The organism is Rheinheimera sp. 1928-s (assembly GCF_029269265.1).
Lineage (GTDB): Bacteria > Pseudomonadota > Gammaproteobacteria > Enterobacterales > Alteromonadaceae > Pararheinheimera.
The window spans coordinates 1-21613 of sequence record NZ_JARIXP010000015.1; the positions used below are offsets into that span (position 1 = coordinate 1).

The window sequence follows — 21613 nt, forward strand, 5'->3', positions numbered from 1 at the left end:
GAAAGACAATGTAGGCAAGGAAGTCTGGCGTTGTATTCAGGTTTACAGTGCTCAGTTGGGTTGTGAAGTAGTGGAACTGAATGTCCAGATCGATCATGTTCATTTGGTGATTAAAGTCCCACCGAAGATATCGATCTCGAGCTTAATGGGGGCGTTAAAAGGAAAAATAGCATTGAAGTTGTTCAGCAAATTTCCTCATCTGAGAAAGAATAAAATGTGGGGAAATCATTTCTGGCAACGAGGTTATTTTGTAGATTCAGTTGGAATAAACGAAGATATAATTCGGCGCTATGTGCGGCACCAAGAAAAAATGGAACGGCAAGAGCAGGCCGAATTGGCACTAGACTAGACAAAGGGCCCCTTTTAGGGGCTTAACACAAAGCCACCTTCTTCAGAAGGTGGATTATTTACTTTTTTACAGCGAATAGTCTTTGACCAGCTGCAGAGCTTCTTTAGCTGGAGCAAAGCCCTCGACGCTGATTTGTTGCGGCAATCCTTTGTAGTGTTCAAACCATAACTTCAGCAGCTGATCGGCGCCAGGATAAACAGCTATCAAAGTTTCGATGGAATTAATCTGCTGATAATCAGCGCCAAGTGGCACAGCCAGCAATTTATCATCGCCCTGGCCCTGATCCTTCATCCGCATCAGGCCGATCAAACGCACCTGAACTAGTGAACCTTGGTTAATGGCAGGCCCAAGCACCAGCACATCCAAAGGATCACCATCGCCGCCTTTAGCAACAGGGTATAAAGTAGAAGGAATAATGCCGTAATTGGCAGGATATGGCAGGTAATTTACCTGGCGTGGTTTGCCGTCTTTCATCTCCCACTCCAGCTTCAGCGGCTGGCTTTTGGATTGTTGCCACTTCGCCACCTGACCCGCAGAAATTTCAATCAAAGCCTGGACCTGACCTTCAGCATTTGTTGCTTTAGGTAATTGCTGCAGGCCCGAATCCAGCAGCAGTTCTGATTCAAACCTCTGCGGGCCACAGGATACAGCCATCCCTCTCATCTGCAGTGATAAGCCAAGACGACCTGGCTTATCCGCTGCACATAACAGCTGATCCAGCCGCTGATAATCGGCTTTACCTGTCCAGCCCAGTTGTGCTGCGGTAAAGCCATGACTGATGTTGGTTGTCGCCTTTAAACTAAGCAGATGGGCATGGATACGTTCAAGCCACTGCACCAGTGCTGCTGTGGATCTGTACCCGGTAAAAGCCAGTTCTGGTTGCTGACGCAAATAGTCTGCCCAATAAAACTCGACAAAAGGCAAAGCTGGTTTTGGTTTTTTCCAGACACCCCCTTGCAGAAAATAAGCAGCACCACGATAAGGATCGTTGTGTAATGCCACCCTGCCCAACTGCTCTGGCCATTGTTCTGTCGACAGCGATTCGCCATTGGCATCTTTGGACCAGGATAAACCTTGTGCCACTAACACTGCTAAGAAGTCGTGCTTATTACCTGACTTCTGTTGCTGCGGTTGATTAAATACATCGGTCACCAGCACTGAAACTTTCAGCTCTTTGCCGACATAATCGTACAACGCAGAAAACCCATGATGACCATCGGTCAGATACAGCTGATTATCTGGCCCCAGCACAACGGTATTCATCTCTGATTTTTTCTGTTTTTTGCCTTTTTCTTTACCAAGGCATTGATAAGAATCAGGCCTTAGCAAAGAGGACTCTGCGCTGAATTCTACTTTTTTTCCCCAACCACTCATTTCACAGAAATCTTCCAGCAACTTTTTGCTGTTAGTGCGGTAGCTGGCTAATTTGTAATTCACCTGATCATGAGAAATTACAGCTTGGGTAGGGCGTAAATCAGCCAACCTGACTTCCAGCACATCCCCGGCTTGAATGGGTGCAGCCTTTAATTGAAAAGCGCAACACAGCACCAGCATAAATTTTACACAATGACGTAACACAGCCTGTCCTTTTAATAATCAACAACATCAGTTTGCTTTTTCAAAAGCCGACACTACAAGAGCACTGCTGTTGCTGTCATCAAAAAAACACACTGTCACGAAAAGTTCATACTGAATTGATAGTCTCGCCGCGATTAAAAAAACTTAGGGAATCAGCATGTTAACGAAACGTTTCAAAAAGAATGCGATAAAAGTAGCGATGTTTGGACTGGGTTTACCTTTGGCGGCTTACGTACAGGCTGCTCAGACAGTAGAAGGTGTAGTACAAAAAGCCGACTCTGGTGTAGTACTGGCAGGCGCAGCGGTGAAAGTAAAAGAAACAGGCCAGCAGGTATTTACTGACGCATCGGGCCGCTTTGTATTACGTAACCTGACAACAGATCAGGTGACACTGGAAATTAATTATATTGGCTTGCCTGTCGTTACTCAGACAGTGCAGACGAGCAACAACCAAAACCTGACTATTCAACTGGATGATTTGGAACGACTGACTGTTGTGGGTCAGCGTCAGGCACAAAATAAAGCTCTGAACCTGTATCGCGCCTCTGACAGTATCACTAATTTTATCGCGTCAGACGATATGGGCCAGTTTGTTGATCAGAACGTTGCTGAATCCTTACAACGTTTAGCCGGCACTTCGATCAGCCGCGATCAGGGCGAAGGCCGCTTTGTCAGTATCCGTGGTATTTCCGCTGGCTTAAGCAACGTGACAGTGAACGGTATGCGTATTGGTACTCCTGAAGGAAGTTCACGTGCCGTGCCATTGGACGTTATTCCTACAGGTTCAATTGAAGGTATTTCTGTTACCAAAGCTCCTACCCCTGATATGGCTGGCGATGCCATTGGTGGTGCTGTGGATGTGAAATCAGCCTCAGCCTTTGATCGGGATGGCGCTCAGCTGCGTTACCGGGCTGAAGGTTCTTACAATGAGCTCAGTGGCGACACCAGTCCAAAATTCAGCGTGAATGCCAGCGATGTATTCAGCTTAAGTGGTGACAAAAAAGACTTTGGTGTGTCTTTTGGTCTGAACTACTTAGACCGCAAGCTGGAATCAGACAACCAGGAAGCAGAGTACGATATGGTTGATTTTGGTGATGATGAAGCTTTTGCTTTGCTGGAACTGCAGCAACGTAAATATTTCGTCAACCGCGAACGTATCGGCAGCAATCTGAATCTGGAATACAGACCAGATAACAATAACAAATATTTCCTCAATACTGTGTTCAGTCGTTTCAGCGATGCCGAAACCCGTCAACGTAGTATTTATGTGTTTGAAGAAGGCACATTAACCGACTTTGACGGCGAGCAGGCAACAGTGTCTGAACTGGCACCGGATGCAGTGCGTAAACGTATTCGCTACCGCACCAAAGAGCAGGACACGCTTGCAGTCAGCTTAGGTGGTGACCATATTCAGGACAGCTATAACCTGGATTATTATGCTGGTGTTTCCATCACTAAAGAACGTGTATTAGACGAAAACGAAGGCCGTTTTGAATTTGATGGGGATGAGCTGGAAGCCACCTACACTATAGGCCGCGGTGTACCTCGTTTCAATATTTTACGTAATGGTGTGGCAGATACCACCCATTTGGACAATGCCAATTATGTCTTAGATCGGGCAGTCCTCGAACCTATCAAGGTTGACGATAACGAATACAATCTGGGTGCAAACCTGGAGTTGCCTTATTTTGCCGGCAACAGCAATTTTACCTTAAAAACCGGTGTGGATTTACGCTGGAAAGACAAAGACACCAATTCAGATATCACAGAATTGCGATCTGTTCCTGACGCACTGCTGTCTGAGTTTACCGGCCCTACCCCGAAATATGGTTTAGGTAATTTGGGTCAGGGTGTCAGTTCTTCACGTTATATTCAGTTTTTTAATCAAAACAGAGCAGACTTCAATGCACGTCCACGGGATCAGGTTGCCAATCAGTTGACAGAGCTGGGTGAAGACTTTGTAGCTGATGAAAATGTGCAAGCGGCTTATCTGATGGGTACTTACGACGGTGACAACTGGCGTTTGATTGCAGGTGCCAGGGTTGAACGCACAGATTACTCTGCCACAGGTAACCAGTTGGAACTGGATGAAGAAGGTGATCTGACGATTTCTCAGCGTACAGCGTCTTCAGATTACACCAATGTGTTGCCAGGCCTGCATTTCCATTACGAGTTGGCCGAAGATCTGATGTTACGCGCGGCCTGGACTAATACTATAGCCAGACCAAGCTTTAACGACATTTCTCCACGCGCCTCTATTGATGTGGAAGAAAATGAAGTAAGTCTGGGTAATCCTGAGCTGGATCCTTACGAAGCGATGAACTACGACCTGATGCTGGATTGGTATTATGGCGAAGGTAGCTTGGTATCTGCTGGTATCTTCTATAAAGACATCGACAATTTTATTGTTGAGCAAACCCGCAACGACGTACCTGAGTTTGCTGGTTTTGACGTCACCATGCCAATCAATGCGTTAGGTGCTTCGGTAAAAGGCCTGGAGTTTAATGTGCAGCATAGTTTCAGTAATGAAATGCTGCGTGGCTTTTTGGTTGGCGCAAACATGACGTTATTAGACACAGAACTGGCAGTGCCAGACCGTGCGGGTGAGTCATTCAGCCTGCCTGAGTCTGCAGAAAAAGCCGGTAACCTGTTTCTGGGTTATGAAAACGATGTATTCAGCGCCAGAGCCAGCTTGTCTTACCGTGATAAGTTCTTAAGTGAAGTGGGCGATAGTGCTATGTATGATATTTATGTCGCAGAGCATACTCAGGTCGATATTACAGCTTCTTACAAACTGAGCAAAAACCTTGAACTGGTGACAGAATTGGTCAACCTGACTGATGAACCACTGGAACTTTATCAGGGCAACAAAAACTACAACTTCCAGTATGAAGAATACGGCATGACTGTAGCTTTTGGTGTCAAAGGCAAGTTCTGATGCAAAGGTCAGAGTTTTGGCTCTGACCTGAGTTGTTTCGTCATATAACAGGCTATTTCCGGTAGATAAGTATCGAGAATAGCCTGTTGTTCTGTAGTGATATTCATCTCTTTGACAAAACCTTGCTTAGCCCAATAGCCTTCTGCTCCCTGCACTGCCACTAAAGCCAACGCCTGTAACCCCATTTTTTCAGTTTCAGCTGTCGCATGTTTTAATAACTCAGGCGCTAACGACTGGCCACGAAAATCAACAGAGATCGCCATATCATGCAGATAGAGGCAATTGGCATTTTGATACAAAGGAAAAGCCGCGGCCAAAGGCGTAATGCTGCCAAGTACAGAGGGATAAGCCAGCAGATAACCAGCCATTTGCTGCTCTATAAAATAACCCCAGCAGGTCTGAGAACAAGCCGCGATACGGGCAGCCATTACAGCTGCAGATTCAACCAGCTCTTCGCTGTAGCAATCTTGCTGAACTAGCATCAACTTGGGCACATCCACAGCAGATAAAGTAAAAACGGCCATAACAAAAACTTCCAAAAACAAAGCCACCTGCTCAATCAGAGACAAGTGGCTTATTGAAACCCAAACTGAAAAGCTTTTTTGGACTTTTTAGTTCAGGCTTTTTAACATAGCTTGATCCAAACCATCGCCAGTTAATAACTTCACAATGGCCTTGCAGTGATCCAAGGTAAAGTCACCTTCGCTGATTTGCAGATTTAATGCTTCACGACGTTTTTGCACTACGTCAGACAAAATTTTATTGTCGGCGTCAGCACCTTTTAACTTTTGTTCTAACTTAGTCAGCCATGGATACAGCTGTTTTTCAGCGTCATAAGCCTGCTGACGAACTTCAGGATGATAATCCTGACAGGCGTTAATGTTTAACAAATAAAAATTTAAGTAACCGGCAACGGTCAGATACTGGTAGTCCACTGTTTGAGCTTTTACTGCAGAACTTAAACATAAAGCGGCGAACAGGCTGTAACCTAACTTCTTCATCTAAGACTCCCCAAAAAAATCGTAAATTCGATACCCAATCTACAGAGAATAACCTGCCTTTTCAACATAGCAGGTTATTTATAGCGTAATAATCAGTTGCAAACTTAAGATCAAGGTTTCAACCTATCATTTTTAGCGTTTAGGTTAGCTTAAAATGTGCCGGCAGGCACCCGCACCCAGCCTTCCATCAATACCCGTGCACTTCGGCTCATCATAGCTTTGGTGACTTTCCACTCACCTGCTACTAAAGCCGCTTCGGCGCCTACTCTCAAAGTGCCAGACGGATGACCAAAACGCACGGCTTTGCGTTTGACGCCACCAGCAGCCAGATTGACTAAAGTGCCAGGAATAGCAGCTGCTGTACCAATAGCCACAGCAGCTGTGCCCATCATGGCATGATGCAATTTGCCCATAGATAAAGCGCGCACCACTAAATCCATATCTGCTGTAGTCACAGCTTTACCGCTGGATGATACATAATCGACAGCTGGCGCGACAAAAGCTACCTTAGGCGTATGCTGGCGGGTTTTAGCTTCGTCTATATGCGACATCAAGCCCATTTTGACTGCACCATAAGCCCGGATAGTCTCAAACATGGCCAAAGCTTTGGCATCACTATTAATGGCATCCTGCAGCTCTGTGCCTGTATAACCTATGTCTTTGGCGTTAACAAAAATAGTCGGAATACCGGCATTAATCAGTGTGGCTTTAAAAGTGCCAACGCCAGGCACTTCCAAATCGTCCACCAGATTGCCTGTTGGGAACATGGAACCACCGCCCTCGCCGTCTTCATCTGCGGCCGGGTCGATAAATTCCAGTTGCACTTCAGCGGCAGGAAAAGTCACACCATCCAATTCAAAGTCACCACTTTCCTGCACTTCGCCATTGATCATCGGCACATGAGCAATAATGGTTTTGCCAATATTGGCCTGCCAAATCCGCACTGTGGCTTTGCCGTTTTGTGGAATACGACTGGCATCGACTAAACCTGCGCTGATGGCAAAGGAGCCTACAGCTGCAGATAAATTGCCGCAATTGCCACTCCAGTCGACAAAAGCTTTGTCGATGGAGACCTGACCAAACAAGTAATCGACATCGTGATCGCTTTTTGTGCTTTTGGCTAAAATCACAGTTTTGCTGGTACTGGACGTAGCGCCGCCCATGCCATCAATTTGTTTACCGTACGGATCCGGGCTGCCAATCACACGCAGCAATAAGGCATCACGCGCTGCTCCTGCGGTTTGTGCTGCTTCCGGCAAATCCTGCAAACGGAAAAACACACCTTTGCTGGTACCACCACGGATATAAGTGGCGGGGATCCTGATTTGTGGTAAATGGTTCATAGTTTTCCCTACACCTTAGCTTCAAGGAAGTCTTTGGCAAAACGCTGTAACACGCCACCCGCTTCATAAATAGATACTTCTTCAGCTGTATCCAAACGACAAGTCACAGGAACCTGCAGCTTTTCTCCGTTTCTGCGGGTAATCACTAAAGTTAAGGTAGTGCGAGGTGTACGTTCACCTGTCACGTCATAACTTTCTGTGCCATCCAAAGCCAAGGTTTTACGATTGACACCAGCTTTAAACTCCAAAGGTAATACACCCATACCCACCAGGTTAGTGCGATGAATACGCTCGAACCCTTCGGCCACTATGGCTTCAACACCAGCTAAACGCACACCTTTAGCCGCCCAGTCACGGGATGAACCCTGACCATAATCCGCACCGGCAATAATAATTAAAGGCTGCTTACGTTCCATATAAGTTTCAATGGCTTCCCACATCCGGGTCACCACACCCTCTGGCTCAATACGGGTTAAAGAACCTTGTTTGATTTTGCCGTCTACCACTGCCATTTCGTTGATGAGTTTTGGGTTAGCAAAAGTAGCGCGCTGCGCTGTTAAATGGTCGCCACGATGGGTGGCGTAGGAGTTAAAATCTTCTTCCGGCAGCCCCATTTTATGCAGATATTCACCGGCAGCACTGTCCATCATAATGGCGTTGGATGGTGATAAATGGTCTGTGGTGATGTTGTCACCCAGCACAGCCAGAGCACGCATACCTTTCATGCTGCGCTCACCAGCCAATGCACCCTCCCAATAGGGCGGACGGCGGATGTAAGTGGTTTGTGGACGCCAGTCGTACAGCGGGCTGATTTTTTCACCGTAATCCACAGATACAGCAAACATAGGCTCGTAGACTTTACGGAACTGTTCAGGTTTGACGCTGCTTGCCACCACTGCATCAATTTCAGCGTCGCTTGGCCAGATGTCTTTTAAGCGAATTTCTTTACCGTCTTGATCCAGTCCCAGCACGTCTTTTTCGATATCAAAACGAATAGTACCTGCTATGGCATAAGCCACAACCAAAGCAGGTGAAGCTAAAAACGCCTGTTTAGCATAAGGGTGAATACGGCCATCAAAGTTGCGGTTACCAGACAATACAGCTGTGGCGTATAGATCGCGTTCTATCAGTTCTTGTTGGATCACAGGATCTAAAGCACCGCTCATACCGTTACAGGTGGTACAGGCAAAAGCCACAATACCAAAACCTAAACTTTCCAAATCTGTCAGTAAGTTGGCTTCTTTTAAATACAACTCCACAGTTTTAGAACCAGGCGCCAGCGAGCTTTTCACCCATGGCTTACGGCTTAAACCTTTGGCTTTAGCGTTGCGGGCCAATAAACCTGCAGCTATCACGTTACGTGGGTTACTGGTATTGGTGCAACTGGTAATGGCGGCGATAATAACAGCGCCATCCGGCATTAAACCCGGCTCGTTTTCCACTACACCACTAATGCCTTTGGCGGCTAAATCGCTGGTTGATACCCGGGCGTGAGGATTGGAAGGACCAGCAATAGTGCGGCCCACACTGGATAAATCAAAACGAATAACACGCTCGTATTCGGCCGTTTTTAAACTGTCGGACCATAAACCTGCAGTTTTGGCGTAGGTTTCTACCAGCTTGACCTGCGCTGGCTCGCGGCCTGTCAGGGTTAAATAGTCCAGCGTTTGCTGATCAATAGAGAACATAGCGGCAGTAGCGCCATATTCCGGCGTCATATTAGAGATAGTAGCGCGGTCGCCTAAACTCAGGCTGCTTGCCCCTTCACCAAAGAACTCCAGATAAGCAGAGACGACTTTTTCTTTACGTAAAAATTCAGTCAAGGCCAGGACGATGTCGGTTGCCATAATGCCTGGCTGAGCTTTGCCCGTCAGCTCCACGCCAATAATATCCGGCAGACGCATCCAGGAGGCGCGGCCTAACATCACGCTTTCCGCTTCTAAGCCACCTACCCCAATAGCAATGACACCCAGCGCATCCACATGAGGCGTATGGCTGTCGGTGCCAACTAAAGTATCAGGGAAAGCGACGCCATCAATGGCGTGAATAACTGGCGACATCCGCTCTAAATTGATCTGGTGCATAATGCCGTTGCCTGGCGGGATCACATCGACATTTTTGAAGGCTTTTTTTGTCCAGTTGATAAAGTGGAATCTGTCGTCGTTGCGTCTGTCTTCAATAGCGCGGTTTTTCTCAAAAGCGTCTTTTTCAAAACCACCATGCTCTACAGCCAAAGAGTGATCAACAATTAGCTGAGTTGGCACTACAGGGTTTACTTTGGCCGGATCGCCGCCTTGCAGCGCTATCGCATCACGCAGGCCTGCTAAATCCACTAAAGCGGTTTGACCTAAAATATCGTGACAGACCACCCGGGCTGGAAACCATGGAAAGTCCAGATCCTGCTTGCGGTAAATCAGTTGTTTTAATGAATCGGTTAAAGTCGCCGGATCGCAGCGGCGTACCAGGTTTTCAGCATGAACACGGGAGGTATAAGGCAGCTTGGCGTAAGAGCCAGCTTCAATGTCGTTGCATGCAGCTGCTGCATCAAAATAATCCAGGTTAGTGCCTGGTAAGTTTGTACGGTAATTAGAATTCATGGCGTGGCCACTCAGTTAAAAAGTTGCTTCAGATCCTACAAAAGCCCTTAGTGGGCTTTTGTAGTTGGATGTCTTGTTGCGATTAACGCTGTGCCAGCGGAGTGACTGTACGTGGTTCCACGCCAGTATATTCAGCGCTTGGGCGAATAATACGGTTGTCAGCACGTTGTTCCATCACATGCGCAGCCCAGCCTGTTAAACGTGAACAAACAAAAATAGGCGTAAACAGCTTGGTGGGAATACCCATGTAGTTGTAAGCCGAGGCATGGAAGAAATCTGCGTTACAGAACAGTTTTTTCTCGCGCCACATGACGCTTTCACAGCGCACTGAGATGTCATACAAGGAAGTGTTGCCGTTGGCTTTACCCAGCTTTTCTGACCATTCTTTGATCACCGCATTACGTGGGTCGGACTCTGCATAAATAGCATGACCAAAACCCATAATTTTTTCTTTACGTTCCAGCATGCCCATTAACTTGGTTTCGGCATCATCCGGATTGTCCATCTTTTCAATCAGTTCCATCGCTGCTTCGTTCGCACCACCGTGCAGAGGGCCACGTAATGAACCAATAGCGCCAGTGATACACGAGTGCATATCACTTAAAGTAGAAGCACAAACACGGGCTGTGAAGGTAGAAGCATTAAACTCGTGCTCTGCGTATAAAATCAGCGAAGAGTTCATTACATCTGTATGCAGTTGAGTTGGCTTTTCGCCATGTAAAGTCCAGAGGAACTGCTCGGCAATAGAATCGGCTGCTGTTTCCACTTCAATGCGCTGGCCTTTATGGCTGAAGTTATACCAGTAGTTAATTAAACCAGGGAAAATCGCCAGTAAACGGTCAGTCGCATCTTGTTGCTCGGCAAAACTCTCTTCAGTTTCTAAGTTGCCCAACATAGAGCAACCGGTGCGCATTACATCCATAGGATGAGCAGAAGCAGGAATACGCTCCAGCACTTCTTTTAAAGCCTGTGGCAGGTTTCGCATTGCTTTTAAGCGTTTTTTGTACGCGGCCAGTTCAGCTTCGTTTGGTAACTCGCCTTTTAAAATCAGGTGCGCTACTTCTTCAAATTCACAGTGAGCGGCTAAGTCTTTCACGTCGTAACCACGGTAGGTCAGGCCTGAACCTGTTTTGCCTACTGTGGATAAAGCGGTTTTACCTGCGATTTGGCCACGTAAGCCTGCACCTGATAATTCTTTTGCGTTCGCCATCTTGTCTCTCCGTTTTTAATTTGTTCTGTTGATTTATTGAATGCTGTAGTTATTGTTTTTATTTTTTAGCAGCAAACTTCTTATTTAGTGCTTTTGCCTGCGGCAAATAAGGAATCCAATTTCTGCTCATAACTGTGATAGTTCAGGAAGTCGTAAAGTTCAGCGCGGGTTTGCATGCTGTCGACTACTGCTTTCTGATCGCCGTTGGCCAGAATAGACTCATACACATTCAGCGCGGCTTTGTTCATAGCGCGGAACGCACTCAACGGATACAACACCATATCGACACCTACGCCAGCCAGCTCTGCTTTGTTAAACAGCGGCGTTTGGCCAAACTCGGTGATATTGGCAAGAACAGGCACTTTCAGCACCTTGGTAAAAGCCTGATACTGCTCCAGCGTGTACACAGCTTCAGCAAAAATGGCGTCGGCACCAGCAGCTTCACAAGCTAAAGCACGCTCGATGGCGGCGTCTAAACCTTGTTGTTGCAACGCATCAGTGCGCGCCATAATAAAAAAGTTCTCGTCTGTTCTGGCATCCACAGAAGCCTTGACGCGATCGACCATTTCTTCCAAAGATACGATTTCTTTGTTTGGTCTGTGACCACAACGTTTTTGCGCCACCTGATCTTCAATATGAAAACCTGCAGCACCAGCATTGGTCATCTCTTTAACGGTACGGGCAATATTAAAAGCTCCGCCCCAGCCAGTATCAGCATCCACCAGCAATGGCAGTTCAGTAGCACCGGTAATACGGCGGATATCTTCACAGACATCATTTAATGAGGTCATGCCCAAATCCGGCAAACCAAAAGAAGCATTGGCCACACCAGCGCCTGATAAATACAGGGCTTTATGACCCACTCGTTCAGCCATCATGGCGGTGTAGGCGTTAATAGTGCCAACCAGCTGTAACGGATGATTGTCTTTAATTGCCTGACGAAGCAGAGCGCCAGCGCTTTTTACATTAGCCATGTGAAGTCCCCTGTTGAAGTAACTGTTGTTCAATATTACGTTTGGATGCAGCGATATGACGGCGCATCAATAAGTCGGCAAGTTCGCCATCACGGTTAGCAATGGCATTGATAATAGCTTTGTGTTCGTCAAAAGCCCGCGATACCCGTGGGCCATTCATGCCAAGCTGTACCCGATACATCCGCACCAGAAAATACAGCTCATCACTTAAGATATTAATCAGATAAGGATTTTTACTGCCCAAGATGACGCGATAATGAAAATCAACGTCGCCCGCTTCCTGGTAATAACTTTCACCTTCGCGCACCCGTTGTGTCGACAAATGCTGATCAAGTAGCGCTCGTACTTCGGCAATTTCCTGCTCTGTCATATGCTCTGCCGCCAAACGACAAGCCAGCCCTTCGAGCTCTTCGCGCAGCTGATACAAAGAACGTAAACCTTCAATCGACAGCTTGACCACACGGGCACCAGCATTGGGTGTACGTTCTATCAAATGACAGCGCTCTAAACGCGCTAAGGCTTCACGCAGCGGTGCACGGCTTAAATCATAACGTCGCGCCAGTTCAGGCTCACTGATCTTGGTACCAGCAGGAATGTCACCTTCCACTATGGCAGTGCGAATTTGCACCAGCACTCGGTCGGCTGCAGTAATAGCTTCTTTAAATTCGGTAGCAAGCATCAGATTGTCGACAATAATTAGAAAGTGATAACGTTTTACCGCTTTAAACTGCTTTGGTCAAGGATGAAGTATTAGTTATGTCGACATAAAGACTAAAGTACTAGAGGAAGTTGTATGGAATTATGCACAGGGAAATAGCAGGGCCAGCTCAAAAGCCTGGCCTTTATCACAAACTCCAGAGCTGTTTGAAAGCGACAGCCTGACGACGCGAGATCTCCAGCTGTAAACCGCTTTTGAGTGTTAATTCAAAGCCACCGCTGATCGATGCTTCAATAGTCTGAATATACTGTGTATTTACAATCCAGCTGCGGCTTGCGCGGAAAAAGCTTTGTTTGGGCAACTTTTGCTCCAATGTCGCCAGATTACGATAAATCAGCGGCTGGCCTGCTGAGAAATACACTTTGGTGTAATTGCCCTGAGCTTCAAAGGCATAAACATCGGATAAAGTAATGAAATAACAGCGTTCTCCATCTTTTAAAAACACCTGACTCTGTAAAGTCATTTCCGACTGAGGCCCACCAACTGGCACTTTAGCCAACGCCGATTGCAGCCGTACTGCAGTTACAGGTTTGAGCAGATAATCTTTGGCATGATAATCAAAAGACTTCAGCGCATAACAATCAAAAGCTGTGACAAAAATCACATGGGGTTTACGGGGTAACTCGTCCAGCTGTTCCAACAAACTAAAGCCATCACCGCCCGGCATATCAATATCTAGTAACAGTAAGTCCGGCTCAGTCTGATAAATCAAGGCTTTGGCTTGTTCTACATTTTCAGCCTGCCCGGCCAACTCAATGCCCTGACACTGATTGAGCTGATTGATGAGTTCAAGCCTTGCCAGTCTGCTGTCATCTATCACCAGTACTTTCATTTCACAGTCTCCAACGGCAAACGAATTTCGGCGACCACTTTGTCCTGCTGTTGCTCCAGCCACAAGCTGGCTGCTCCCAGATACAAGAGTTGCAAACGCTGACGAATATTTTTTAGTCCAACTCCGGTGGTGTTCTGTGTTGTAGATTGCAGCAAACCCGGATTACTGATCTGTATACTGATTTCGCCATGCTGCACCAGAGCCCGGATCCGGATCTCGCCACCCTGAGTCAATCTGCTGATGCCATGCTTAATGGCGTTCTCGACACAAAGTTGTATCAGCAGTTTAGGGATCAATACGTTGTTACAATCCTCATCAATCTGCTCAACATACTGCAACCTGTGTTCAAATTGAATAGAACATAAAGCAATATAAGCATGCACTATCTCCAGTTCCTGATGAAGCGCAACTTTGATGCCCTGTTCACTGTTCAGATTGTACCGCAGCATATCCGATAAAGTGGCCAGCATAGTTCTTGCGCGTTCAGGATCCTCCAAAATTAAAGCTCGTATATTATTGATGGCATTAAACAAAAAATGAGGATTTAACTGATTGATCAAGGCATCCAATTGAGTCGCATGCAATAAAGCCGTTGTCTGTCGTAATTGCCGGACTTTAATCATTGAAAAATACAAAGCAGACCAAAGTAACATCACCATCAGCATGTTAAAAAAGTTACCCTGCCCTATAGACTTGATCACAAACCAGCGCTGGTCCGGCGGAATTGGATAGCCATAGCCAAGCGCTGATAACAAAAACACCATGATGAGCAGCATCAGGGTAGCAAAAGCAGCAATGACAACAGCACCAGCAACCAAAGTCACAGTTTGCTTAGTTAAACTGCTCTGAGCCAGTTGGTTGCGAAAGAACAGCCTGAGTCCATGTGAACCTAAGCCCGTTGCACCTATCAGCACTGCAGCATAAAGCAGTTCAGTTTCTACAAAAACTGGCCTGTTGCTTATCATCAATGCCATCAGCACATACAACAAAGTCCAGCCTGCCCATTGCCCCCAGCTATACAAGTTGATCATTTTGAAGTTTTTTCCTGCACTTTTTCGTTTTGGGCAAATTGTTGGGCCAGCTCAAAACCCTGACGGTTCAAAGGCGCTGACAGATTACTCAGGATCACTATTCCAGTTTTCAATTGGGGATCAAATACAACAACAGAACTAAAGCCTGCGGTTTGGCCAGAATGCCAGAGCCAGTTTTTATCTGACATCCAGCCCGGAGTCATCTTTGGCTCACCGTCAACATCAAGAGGAGTCAGCCATTGCCTGATCAGCGCATCTGTCTGCTGCAACCTGAAGATGGAGCTTAACATCTGTGCCATATCTTCTACCGAAGCCACTACAGCACCGGCCCCCGCTAAAGCATCAAAATGCCAGTGTGCCATTTTCTGTCCATTCAGTGCATAACCACTGGCAAGGTTTTTATTCCCGTATCCAGGCAACTGAAGTTCCGCAGAGTTCATTGCAAGAGGCTGTAAAACCCTTTGTCGCATAATATCTGCCAAGGGTTGCTGTAAAGAAAGCTCCAGCAAGAACCCCAGCAGCCCATACCCATAATTAGAATAACTAAAATCCGCATCGCCCAGCTGTGTTTGTTGCAAAGACTGTAATAAATCATCTTTTTTATAAGTTTCATAAGGCGCAGTCAGATCATGCAACGGCATATTAGCTGGCAGACGCGGCAATCCACTCCTGTGAGTTAACAAGGCTGCCAGACTATACTTATGCGATGGCTTTAGTGCCACCAGAGCGGGAATTTCCTGCTCTAAAGCCCATTGCCCATTCTGCAGCATGCTCAGACTGGCCAGTGCGATCAGTGGTTTTGTCACTGAGCCTATCTCAAACAGAGTGTCTTTTCTGACTGCAACTTTATGGTCGATATCAGCAAAACCGTGCAGACGATACTCAATCTGTTGATCCCTGACCAGAGCAATGGCCACAGCATTCTGACCAAATTCAGCTTCAAGCCAGGGCGATAACTGCTGCAGATTTATAACCTGATGGGATCTAGCTAGTTTTTTTTAAAATCCAGTGGCATCGCCATGCCCTGAACAAAGGTACCCTGCCATCGATCTTTTGCCCAAACAGCACTATAAGCAGCATTGATCAAAGACGAGCTAAAACGCAGCTGTGTATCAGATAAAGTAAATTCATTCACTGGTATACCAAAACTCTCCTGTTTTGGGCTATCCAATGTAACGTGGTAGCCACCCGCTACTACAGCCACATTGAGCACCAGTGGCAATACTGAGTTTTTACTGATCTGTAAATCGCCAAACCATTGCTGCTCATGCTCAAGTCGCTGCATGTCCTGTTCAGACAAACGAGTAAGGGTCACCTCATGCTGACGCTGCTGAGTAAAAGTCCCTGTGAGTTTTTTTCCATCAAAGGTCCCTGAAAATGACGCTTTTAATGCCGTATCGCTAAAGCTCAGATGGTTACCATCAAGTTTAAACTGGCTAGGGATCATCTCTTTCAGATTTTGGTTTGGACTCAGCATAAACAGCTGATACCCCTGCTCTTCGTTGGTAATACGTAAAGCAAGTACTATCCGGTACTGAGGAGCAAGTTCTAAAACCCCTCGCCAATGGCCAGTAACATCCTGAGCCGACACTTTAAAACAGCACAAAAATGCAACGAAGATAAGAATATAGTTTTTCATAATTTCCTCCTTTGATATGACAGCCAGCATCTTAAAACGCCGCAGTTATTCCGTATGTCTTTTATGATAAACGGCGCTTTGACAACTCAAACGGCTTTTTTCCAACATCAGTTAGTTTTCAATGCCGGATTGCCGCCACTTCTGCATATTCACTCCTTTGATCATCATCCACAGGCTTAAGGTTAACTCGCCCGCTAATACCGGTATCATAATCCATGGGAATAGCAGCGCAGCCAAATCGGGTGTAAGCAATAAAGCCAGGCTATTAACCAGATAACAACCACCAGCCACCACTAAGAGCCCCCCGATAAAAGCTGGGAAGAAACCAGATTGAATGATCAGATAGCCGCGAAGTAAACAGGCGAAAGCAAAAAAGATCAGTCCTATAGCAAAACCATAGCCATGCAACCGAATAGCAAGATAAGACCAGGCAGCAAGCAGCTCAGAAGGAAACACCGATGCCGCAGCCATACCACCTAATAGCAGCAACGGAATCACTAACAGCACCTTATTGGCAACCAACATGGCGGTTTGGATCAGGTTAAAAAAAGTGGCCGCCAGATTCAGCCCAGCGTTGACGCGTTTAAACAATAAATAAAACAACACGATAATAGGAATATCCAGTAATTGCATCGATAAATCACCCACTATACCCAGGCTCCACAGCCTGGTAGATGCAGCGATATTTATAGCAGTCGCTGCTGCATCTGAAGGCACAACCAACGTTCCTCTGACCATCAGCTCACCAAAAAGCCCCAGACCAATAATGACCAGATAAAACAGGCCACTAAGACGCACATAAAACTGTGGTGCTCGTTCAAAAGAAGAAATCATAGAATGCCTTAGAGTGACAAAACATGGCAGGCGCTGGGAAAAACACCTGTTTGGGCGGAGTCAGATCTGGTTCCTGATGGACTTTTGTAACCTTGGATTACACTGCCAGATCCAACTAAAAAAAGCCACTGGCATACAAAGTAGTACTCAGTAAAAAATGTGATACGACAATTTTTGTCCTCGATTTTCTGACATAGCTGTGATTGAATATCAGCGTCGAAGCAAAATGGAGTGTTGTAATCAACCCGTATGAGTTTACTAATTGCGTTTGTGGTGTTATCAATTTCGGTATCTTTTATCTGTTCTATCCTTGAAGCAGCGCTGTTATCTATCACCCCCAGCTACATTGCCCAGCAAAAACTGACTCAGCCCAAGCTATACGAAAAACTGAAAGCTCTTAAAGAGAAAATAGACCAACCTCTGGCTGCAATCCTGACATTAAACACTGTTGCGCATACAGTGGGTGCCACAGGCGTCGGTGCTCAGGTGACTCTAGTTTTTGGCGACGGTTATTTGGGTATTGCCTCAGCTATCATGACATTGCTTATATTAGTCTTGTCAGAAATATTACCTAAAACTATTGGTGCCCGCTATTGGCCAAGTTTGGCTCCGGTGTTACCTACCCTGCTCAACGGCATGATTTTTATTCTGAAACCTTTTATCTGGATGTCAGATCAGGTTATGAAGCTGTTTGGCGGTGGACACCATGATCACGATTTACGTCAGGAAATCAAAGCACTGACTATATTAGGCCGCGAGCTCAACAAACTCGATGAAGATGAACAACGGGTTATCGCTAATATTCTTGATTTACACGACATTAAAGTACGCGAGATCATGACACCACGCACTGTCTGTGAATCCGCCAAGCCTGATGAAGCTTTATCATCTTTACTCGATCGTGTGAAAAAACATCGTTTCTCGCGTTATCCTGTGCTGGATAATGATGAATCGCCTCTGGGTATAGTGTTTCGTTACGACATGCTGGAATTCAACGAAGAACAAACCGCAGCTGACATTATGAAACCAGTGAAAGTGATTTCGGATATGCTGAATGTGGAACAGCTAATGTCACAGCTGATCCGGGAACGTCAGCATATGGCATTAGTTTATGACGAATATGGTAGTTGGATGGGCCTGGTCACCATGGAGGACGTGATTGAATCCATTATTGGTCAGCCGATTATGGATGAAACAGACGATATTCCAAACATGCGCCGTTTTGCCAAACGCCGCTGGGAACATAAACAAAAACAGCTAAGCGATGATAAAAGCCAGCAAGGATAAAATCTGCACAATTCAAACCGGCGCTCTTCGTAAGTTAACAGCGCCGGAGTTTTTAACTATCCTGGCTGACACAAACTACAAATAAAACCCTGTTGTATTTCCAGCCTCCCCACTCTGACTACACAACAACTATCCCCGAATTAACCTCGTGCCTTTGCAGTTTTTATTAGATTAAATTTTTCTAACATTAATAGTTTGTGAAAACTTTGGCATCTATAGCTATTTTGTGACAGCGGCCTTAATTCTTCAGCAAAAGCTTATGCTGCCTGAGCTGGAGTGGATAAGGTGGGGATAACTGCGGTATAAGATCAGGATAAGTTTTGACTTCTGTTTCCGATTGAATGACTTAAAAGCAAACAGACCGCAGGAAAATTTCAGAAGCCTTGTCTACACTGAAAACCTGTAAGTTAACCTGTTTTGTCCTCTTTGGTTCCGTATAGCGCACGGCTCATTTAGATGAGCCATTCCCCTAAGCCCAGAATGAATCCCTTGATTCTGGGCTACTTTTCCTTCTGAGCAAGCTGTGTTAGTTAATTATAAGGCTCTCTTAACCGATTGAAACAGCTGATAAAAATTTTCAGTTGTTTGTTCTGCCAGCTGTTCAATGCTGACATTACGCTGCTCTGCAATACAAGCTGCAACAGCGCTGACATAAGCAGGCTGATTGGTTTTGCCACGATAAGGCACAGGGGCTAAATAAGGCGAGTCGGTTTCGATCAGCAGTCGATCCGCTGGTATTTGTCGGGCTACAGCACGCAGCTCATCTGCGTTACGAAAAGTCACTATGCCAGATAACGAAATATAAAAACCTAAATCCAAAGCGGCTTTTGCTGTGTCCCAGTCTTCAGTAAAACAATGCAAAACACCTCCACAGTCGGCAGCTCCGCCGGAGTGCAATAAATTCAAGGTATCAGCCCTGGCATCGCGGGTATGCACTATTAAAGGTTTTTTCAGTTCACGGCCTACCGCAATATGAGCGGCAAAAGCCTCTTGCTGAATCGCTTTACTGTCCGGGCTGTAAAAGTAATCCAGGCCAGTTTCACCTACGGCCACTACCGCAGGATCAGCGCAATAACGGCGCAGTAATTCGATATCGATTTGATCTTCCTGATGCAGTGGGTGTTCACCACAAGACACTGACACTTGCGGATAAGCGGCTACAAGCTGCTTCATCGCGGGAAACTCTTTCAGACTGACCGATACACAAAGCATATGTTCAACTTTGGCAGCTGCGGCTTGTTGTAAAACGTCCGGTAACGTCAGGGCTAATTTGTCCCATTCCAGGCGATCGAGGTGACAATGTGAATCAACAAACAAAAGAGTTCTCCAAAAAAATAGTTAAAACAGCCACTGAATTCTAAAGGCTGTAGGTAGGCTCAGTCGAATCGAGCATACCACCCAATAATTTTTCAATTTTATCCTGCAGCTGAAATTTATCGTCGATAAAAGCCACACCAATGCCAGCCGGAGTAGAGCTTTGCGCTCCTTGTGGTGTCAGCCATGCTACTTTGCCGGAAACCCTTACGGGCTCCAGCGCATCAGGTAAGGTGACCACTAAAGACAAAGAATGCCCCATACGATAAGGCCGCGCAGTACGCACAAACAAACCACCGTTTTTCAGAAATGGCATATAGCAGCGATACAGCTCTTTAAGTTCAGTAAAATCCAGTTGGATTTCGTCCACAGTAAGCTCCTGTTACAACAAGGCCGAGCGGAGTTGCACTAACAAGGCCGACAAATTCAGCGCTGCATTTTGGCCTGTAATCAACTGACGATCACGGCCCCATTGTTGTAAAGACAACAATAACTGGTGGTGTTTCAGCTGCATATCAGCGCCTTTAGTCCATAACTCCTGTCGTACAAACCAGAATAAGGTTGAAGGCAATTGTTCAGTGTCAGGTAAATGAGCCAGCAGCTCATACATATCTAACTGAGCGGACACGAACTTCTTCAGCATAACCAATTGTGCAGAAATTGCTGCTGCTTCGTCGCTTTCTAATAATTTCAACGCTAATAAAGGTGCGCCGCCGACGTATTGCAGTAAAAAGTCCGGTACAGGTCTGCTGCTGTGTTCCTGTAACCAATGCTCTATCTGTTCACCATAGACAGGCGCTAAAGCCCAGCTTTGGCAACGGCTTAAAATAGTAGGCAATAGCTGAGCCGGATGAGCGCTTTGCAAAATCAGAAAGCTGTTTTGTGGCGGCTCTTCCAGAGTTTTTAATAAAGCATTGGCTGCGGCTTCAGTCATCAATTCAGCCTGCGGGATCAGCGCCAGCTTGACGCCGCCTTGCTGCGACGCACCCTGCATAAACTGACCTAAAGCACGTATAGGGTCAACCCCAATACTGCTGCCTTCTGTTGGTAACTGCCACAGATCCGGATGATGGCCGGATGCCATTAGCTGACAACTTTTGCATAAACCACAAGGCAGTTGCTGTTGCGGGCTTTTACATAACAAATAAGCAGCCAAGCGTTTAGACAGCGCCAATTTGCCAATGCCAACAGGGCCTGTCAGTAATAACGCATGATGCAACTGCCCTGCTTCTGCCAATTCGGTCAGTTTGTATTGGTATGAGTCCAGCCACGGAAAATCAGACATCTGTGTCAAGATCCGCCTTTGCATCACGGCTTAAAGACCCGCTTTGATACGCCTGTTGCAGCGCATTCAGTATTTGTTGCTGCACCTGCTGCATAGACTGACTGGCATCAATAGTCACTATATTGGCTTCAGTGGCTGCAATTTGTTGATATTTGGCACGAGTGCGCTGGAAAAATGCCAATTGCTCCAGCTCAATCCGATCCAGTTCGCCCCGAGCCTGAGCACGTTGTAAGCCGATGGCAGGATCTATATCCAGATACAGCGTCAAATCCGGCGTTAAATCACCTAATACCACCTGACGAATACTGTTAATCAGATTTTCATCCAGTTGACGGCCCCCCCCCTGATAGGCACGCGAGGATAAATCGTGGCGATCACCCAGTACCCAGGTGCCTTGCTGCAAGGCAGGCTGGATCACAGTTTTTACGAGCTGCACACGGGACGCATACATCAATAAGAGTTCGGTTTCAGGTGCTACTTTTTCATCCTGTACTTGTTTGACTATAGTTCGGATTTGTTCAGCCAAAGGTGTGCCACCTGGCTCACGGGTGCTGATAAATGGGATTTGATGTTCGTTCAGCCATTGCTGGATAGTGCGGATAGCACTGGTTTTACCGGCGCCTTCCAGCCCTTCCACTACAATAAAACGACCTGAAGTTGTCATGGTTTTTTCTTTTCCAAAA

At 46.3% G+C, this 21613-nt stretch carries 20 protein-coding genes; 3 read left to right on the plus strand and 17 right to left on the minus strand.

From position 1 onward, the window contains the following. The coding region (gene tnpA, locus P3C17_RS20495; protein WP_300931158.1) for an IS200/IS605 family transposase at nt 1-349 on the plus strand (349 nt) is incomplete at its 5' end. Nucleotides 350-415: 66 nt separating this feature from the next. Here tnpA and P3C17_RS20500 read toward each other — a convergent pair. Beyond that, a complete protein-coding gene (locus tag P3C17_RS20500; protein WP_300931159.1) occupies nt 416-1927 on the minus strand; it encodes a ParB-like protein in 1512 nt (503 codons plus the stop codon). Nucleotides 1928-2084: 157 nt separating this feature from the next. On the opposite strand from P3C17_RS20500, the gene P3C17_RS20505 reads away from it, so the two are divergent. Next, nucleotides 2085-4865 carry a TonB-dependent receptor gene (locus P3C17_RS20505; RefSeq protein WP_300931160.1) on the plus strand — a complete coding sequence of 927 codons (2781 nt, stop codon included), beginning with the start codon at nt 2085-2087 and terminating at the stop codon, nt 4863-4865. Between the two features lie 8 nt (nt 4866-4873). Here the strand turns inward: P3C17_RS20505 and P3C17_RS20510 are convergent, their stop codons facing one another. From P3C17_RS20510 to P3C17_RS20565, 12 genes are all read right to left on the minus strand, one after another. Continuing rightward, nucleotides 4874-5389 carry a GNAT family N-acetyltransferase gene (locus P3C17_RS20510; RefSeq protein WP_300931161.1) on the minus strand — a complete coding sequence of 172 codons (516 nt, stop codon included), beginning with the start codon at nt 5387-5389 and terminating at the stop codon, nt 4874-4876. A gap of 87 nt (nt 5390-5476) precedes the next feature. Then, nucleotides 5477-5866: a hypothetical protein gene (locus P3C17_RS20515; RefSeq protein WP_300931162.1), complete on the minus strand. Its 390-nt coding sequence runs from the start codon at nt 5864-5866 to the stop codon at nt 5477-5479. Nucleotides 5867-6015: 149 nt separating this feature from the next. Further along, nucleotides 6016-7209 carry a 2-methylaconitate cis-trans isomerase PrpF gene (prpF, locus tag P3C17_RS20520; protein ID WP_300931163.1) on the minus strand — a complete coding sequence of 398 codons (1194 nt, stop codon included), beginning with the start codon at nt 7207-7209 and terminating at the stop codon, nt 6016-6018. Nucleotides 7210-7217: 8 nt separating this feature from the next. Then, on the minus strand, nt 7218-9806 hold the full coding sequence (gene acnD / locus P3C17_RS20525) for a Fe/S-dependent 2-methylisocitrate dehydratase AcnD (RefSeq protein WP_300931164.1): 2589 nt from the start codon (nt 9804-9806) through the stop codon (nt 7218-7220). A gap of 82 nt (nt 9807-9888) precedes the next feature. Continuing rightward, complete coding sequence (gene prpC / locus P3C17_RS20530) at nt 9889-11016, minus strand: 2-methylcitrate synthase (RefSeq protein ID WP_300931165.1); 1128 nt, start codon at nt 11014-11016, stop codon at nt 9889-9891. A gap of 80 nt (nt 11017-11096) precedes the next feature. Next, nucleotides 11097-11990 (minus strand): methylisocitrate lyase, encoded by an 894-nt coding sequence (gene prpB / locus P3C17_RS20535; RefSeq protein WP_300931166.1) that lies wholly within the window; start codon nt 11988-11990, stop codon nt 11097-11099. Further along, nucleotides 11983-12669: a GntR family transcriptional regulator gene (locus P3C17_RS20540; RefSeq protein ID WP_147904286.1), complete on the minus strand. Its 687-nt coding sequence runs from the start codon at nt 12667-12669 to the stop codon at nt 11983-11985. The genes prpB and P3C17_RS20540 overlap by 8 nt, the downstream gene beginning before the upstream one ends. Nucleotides 12670-12835: 166 nt before the next feature. Continuing rightward, the gene (locus tag P3C17_RS20545; RefSeq protein ID WP_300931167.1) at nt 12836-13540 is read right to left on the minus strand and encodes a LytTR family DNA-binding domain-containing protein; all 705 of its coding nucleotides are present in this window, start codon (nt 13538-13540) and stop codon (nt 12836-12838) included. Then, nucleotides 13537-14571, minus strand: a complete 1035-nt coding sequence (locus P3C17_RS20550; RefSeq protein WP_300931168.1) for a histidine kinase — start codon at nt 14569-14571, stop codon at nt 13537-13539. The genes P3C17_RS20545 and P3C17_RS20550 overlap by 4 nt, the downstream gene beginning before the upstream one ends. Then, nucleotides 14568-15488 carry a serine hydrolase domain-containing protein gene (locus P3C17_RS20555; protein ID WP_300931169.1) on the minus strand — a complete coding sequence of 307 codons (921 nt, stop codon included), beginning with the start codon at nt 15486-15488 and terminating at the stop codon, nt 14568-14570. The genes P3C17_RS20550 and P3C17_RS20555 overlap by 4 nt, the downstream gene beginning before the upstream one ends. A gap of 71 nt (nt 15489-15559) precedes the next feature. Then, nucleotides 15560-16210: a hypothetical protein gene (locus P3C17_RS20560; protein ID WP_300931170.1), complete on the minus strand. Its 651-nt coding sequence runs from the start codon at nt 16208-16210 to the stop codon at nt 15560-15562. Between the two features lie 111 nt (nt 16211-16321). After that, nucleotides 16322-17044: a DUF4386 domain-containing protein gene (locus tag P3C17_RS20565; RefSeq protein ID WP_300931171.1), complete on the minus strand. Its 723-nt coding sequence runs from the start codon at nt 17042-17044 to the stop codon at nt 16322-16324. A 249-nt stretch (nt 17045-17293) separates the two neighbouring features. Here P3C17_RS20565 and P3C17_RS20570 point away from each other — a divergent pair, with 249 nt between their 5' ends. Next, nucleotides 17294-18331: a CNNM domain-containing protein gene (locus tag P3C17_RS20570; protein ID WP_300931172.1), complete on the plus strand. Its 1038-nt coding sequence runs from the start codon at nt 17294-17296 to the stop codon at nt 18329-18331. Between the two features lie 534 nt (nt 18332-18865). Here P3C17_RS20570 and P3C17_RS20575 read toward each other — a convergent pair. From P3C17_RS20575 to tmk, 4 genes are read right to left on the minus strand one after another with little or no spacing between them, the layout of a single operon-like run. Next, nucleotides 18866-19648: a YchF/TatD family DNA exonuclease gene (locus P3C17_RS20575; RefSeq protein ID WP_300931173.1), complete on the minus strand. Its 783-nt coding sequence runs from the start codon at nt 19646-19648 to the stop codon at nt 18866-18868. A gap of 40 nt (nt 19649-19688) precedes the next feature. Continuing rightward, nucleotides 19689-20015: a PilZ domain-containing protein gene (locus tag P3C17_RS20580; RefSeq protein WP_233081161.1), complete on the minus strand. Its 327-nt coding sequence runs from the start codon at nt 20013-20015 to the stop codon at nt 19689-19691. 12 nt (nt 20016-20027) lie between these two features. Further along, on the minus strand, nt 20028-20930 hold the full coding sequence (holB, locus tag P3C17_RS20585; RefSeq protein ID WP_300931174.1) for a DNA polymerase III subunit delta': 903 nt from the start codon (nt 20928-20930) through the stop codon (nt 20028-20030). After that, the gene (gene tmk, locus P3C17_RS20590) at nt 20923-21594 is read right to left on the minus strand and encodes a dTMP kinase (protein ID WP_300931175.1); all 672 of its coding nucleotides are present in this window, start codon (nt 21592-21594) and stop codon (nt 20923-20925) included. The genes holB and tmk overlap by 8 nt, the downstream gene beginning before the upstream one ends. Between the last annotated feature and the right edge of the window lie 19 nt (nt 21595-21613).

Bases quoted from the DNA above. Each gene is read 5' to 3' on its own strand.
- P3C17_RS20510 (WP_300931161.1), bottom strand. From the start codon at position 5,389: ATGGCCGTTTTTACTTTATCTGCTGTGGATGTGCCCAAGTTGATGCTA.
- P3C17_RS20565 (WP_300931171.1), bottom strand. From the start codon at position 17,044: ATGATTTCTTCTTTTGAACGAGCACCACAGTTTTATGTGCGTCTTAGT.
- prpB (WP_300931166.1), bottom strand. From the start codon at position 11,990: ATGGCTAATGTAAAAAGCGCTGGCGCTCTGCTTCGTCAGGCAATTAAA.
- holB (WP_300931174.1), bottom strand. From the start codon at position 20,930: ATGTCTGATTTTCCGTGGCTGGACTCATACCAATACAAACTGACCGAA.
- prpF (WP_300931163.1), bottom strand. From the start codon at position 7,209: ATGAACCATTTACCACAAATCAGGATCCCCGCCACTTATATCCGTGGT.
- tmk (WP_300931175.1), bottom strand. From the start codon at position 21,594: ATGACAACTTCAGGTCGTTTTATTGTAGTGGAAGGGCTGGAAGGCGCC.
- P3C17_RS20560 (WP_300931170.1), bottom strand. From the start codon at position 16,210: ATGAAAAACTATATTCTTATCTTCGTTGCATTTTTGTGCTGTTTTAAA.
- P3C17_RS20515 (WP_300931162.1), bottom strand. From the start codon at position 5,866: ATGAAGAAGTTAGGTTACAGCCTGTTCGCCGCTTTATGTTTAAGTTCT.
- P3C17_RS20550 (WP_300931168.1), bottom strand. From the start codon at position 14,571: ATGATCAACTTGTATAGCTGGGGGCAATGGGCAGGCTGGACTTTGTTG.
- acnD (WP_300931164.1), bottom strand. From the start codon at position 9,806: ATGAATTCTAATTACCGTACAAACTTACCAGGCACTAACCTGGATTAT.
- P3C17_RS20540 (WP_147904286.1), bottom strand. From the start codon at position 12,669: ATGCTTGCTACCGAATTTAAAGAAGCTATTACTGCAGCCGACCGAGTG.
- P3C17_RS20545 (WP_300931167.1), bottom strand. From the start codon at position 13,540: ATGAAAGTACTGGTGATAGATGACAGCAGACTGGCAAGGCTTGAACTC.
- prpC (WP_300931165.1), bottom strand. From the start codon at position 11,016: ATGGCGAACGCAAAAGAATTATCAGGTGCAGGCTTACGTGGCCAAATC.
- P3C17_RS20570 (WP_300931172.1), top strand. From the start codon at position 17,294: ATGAGTTTACTAATTGCGTTTGTGGTGTTATCAATTTCGGTATCTTTT.
- P3C17_RS20505 (WP_300931160.1), top strand. From the start codon at position 2,085: ATGTTAACGAAACGTTTCAAAAAGAATGCGATAAAAGTAGCGATGTTT.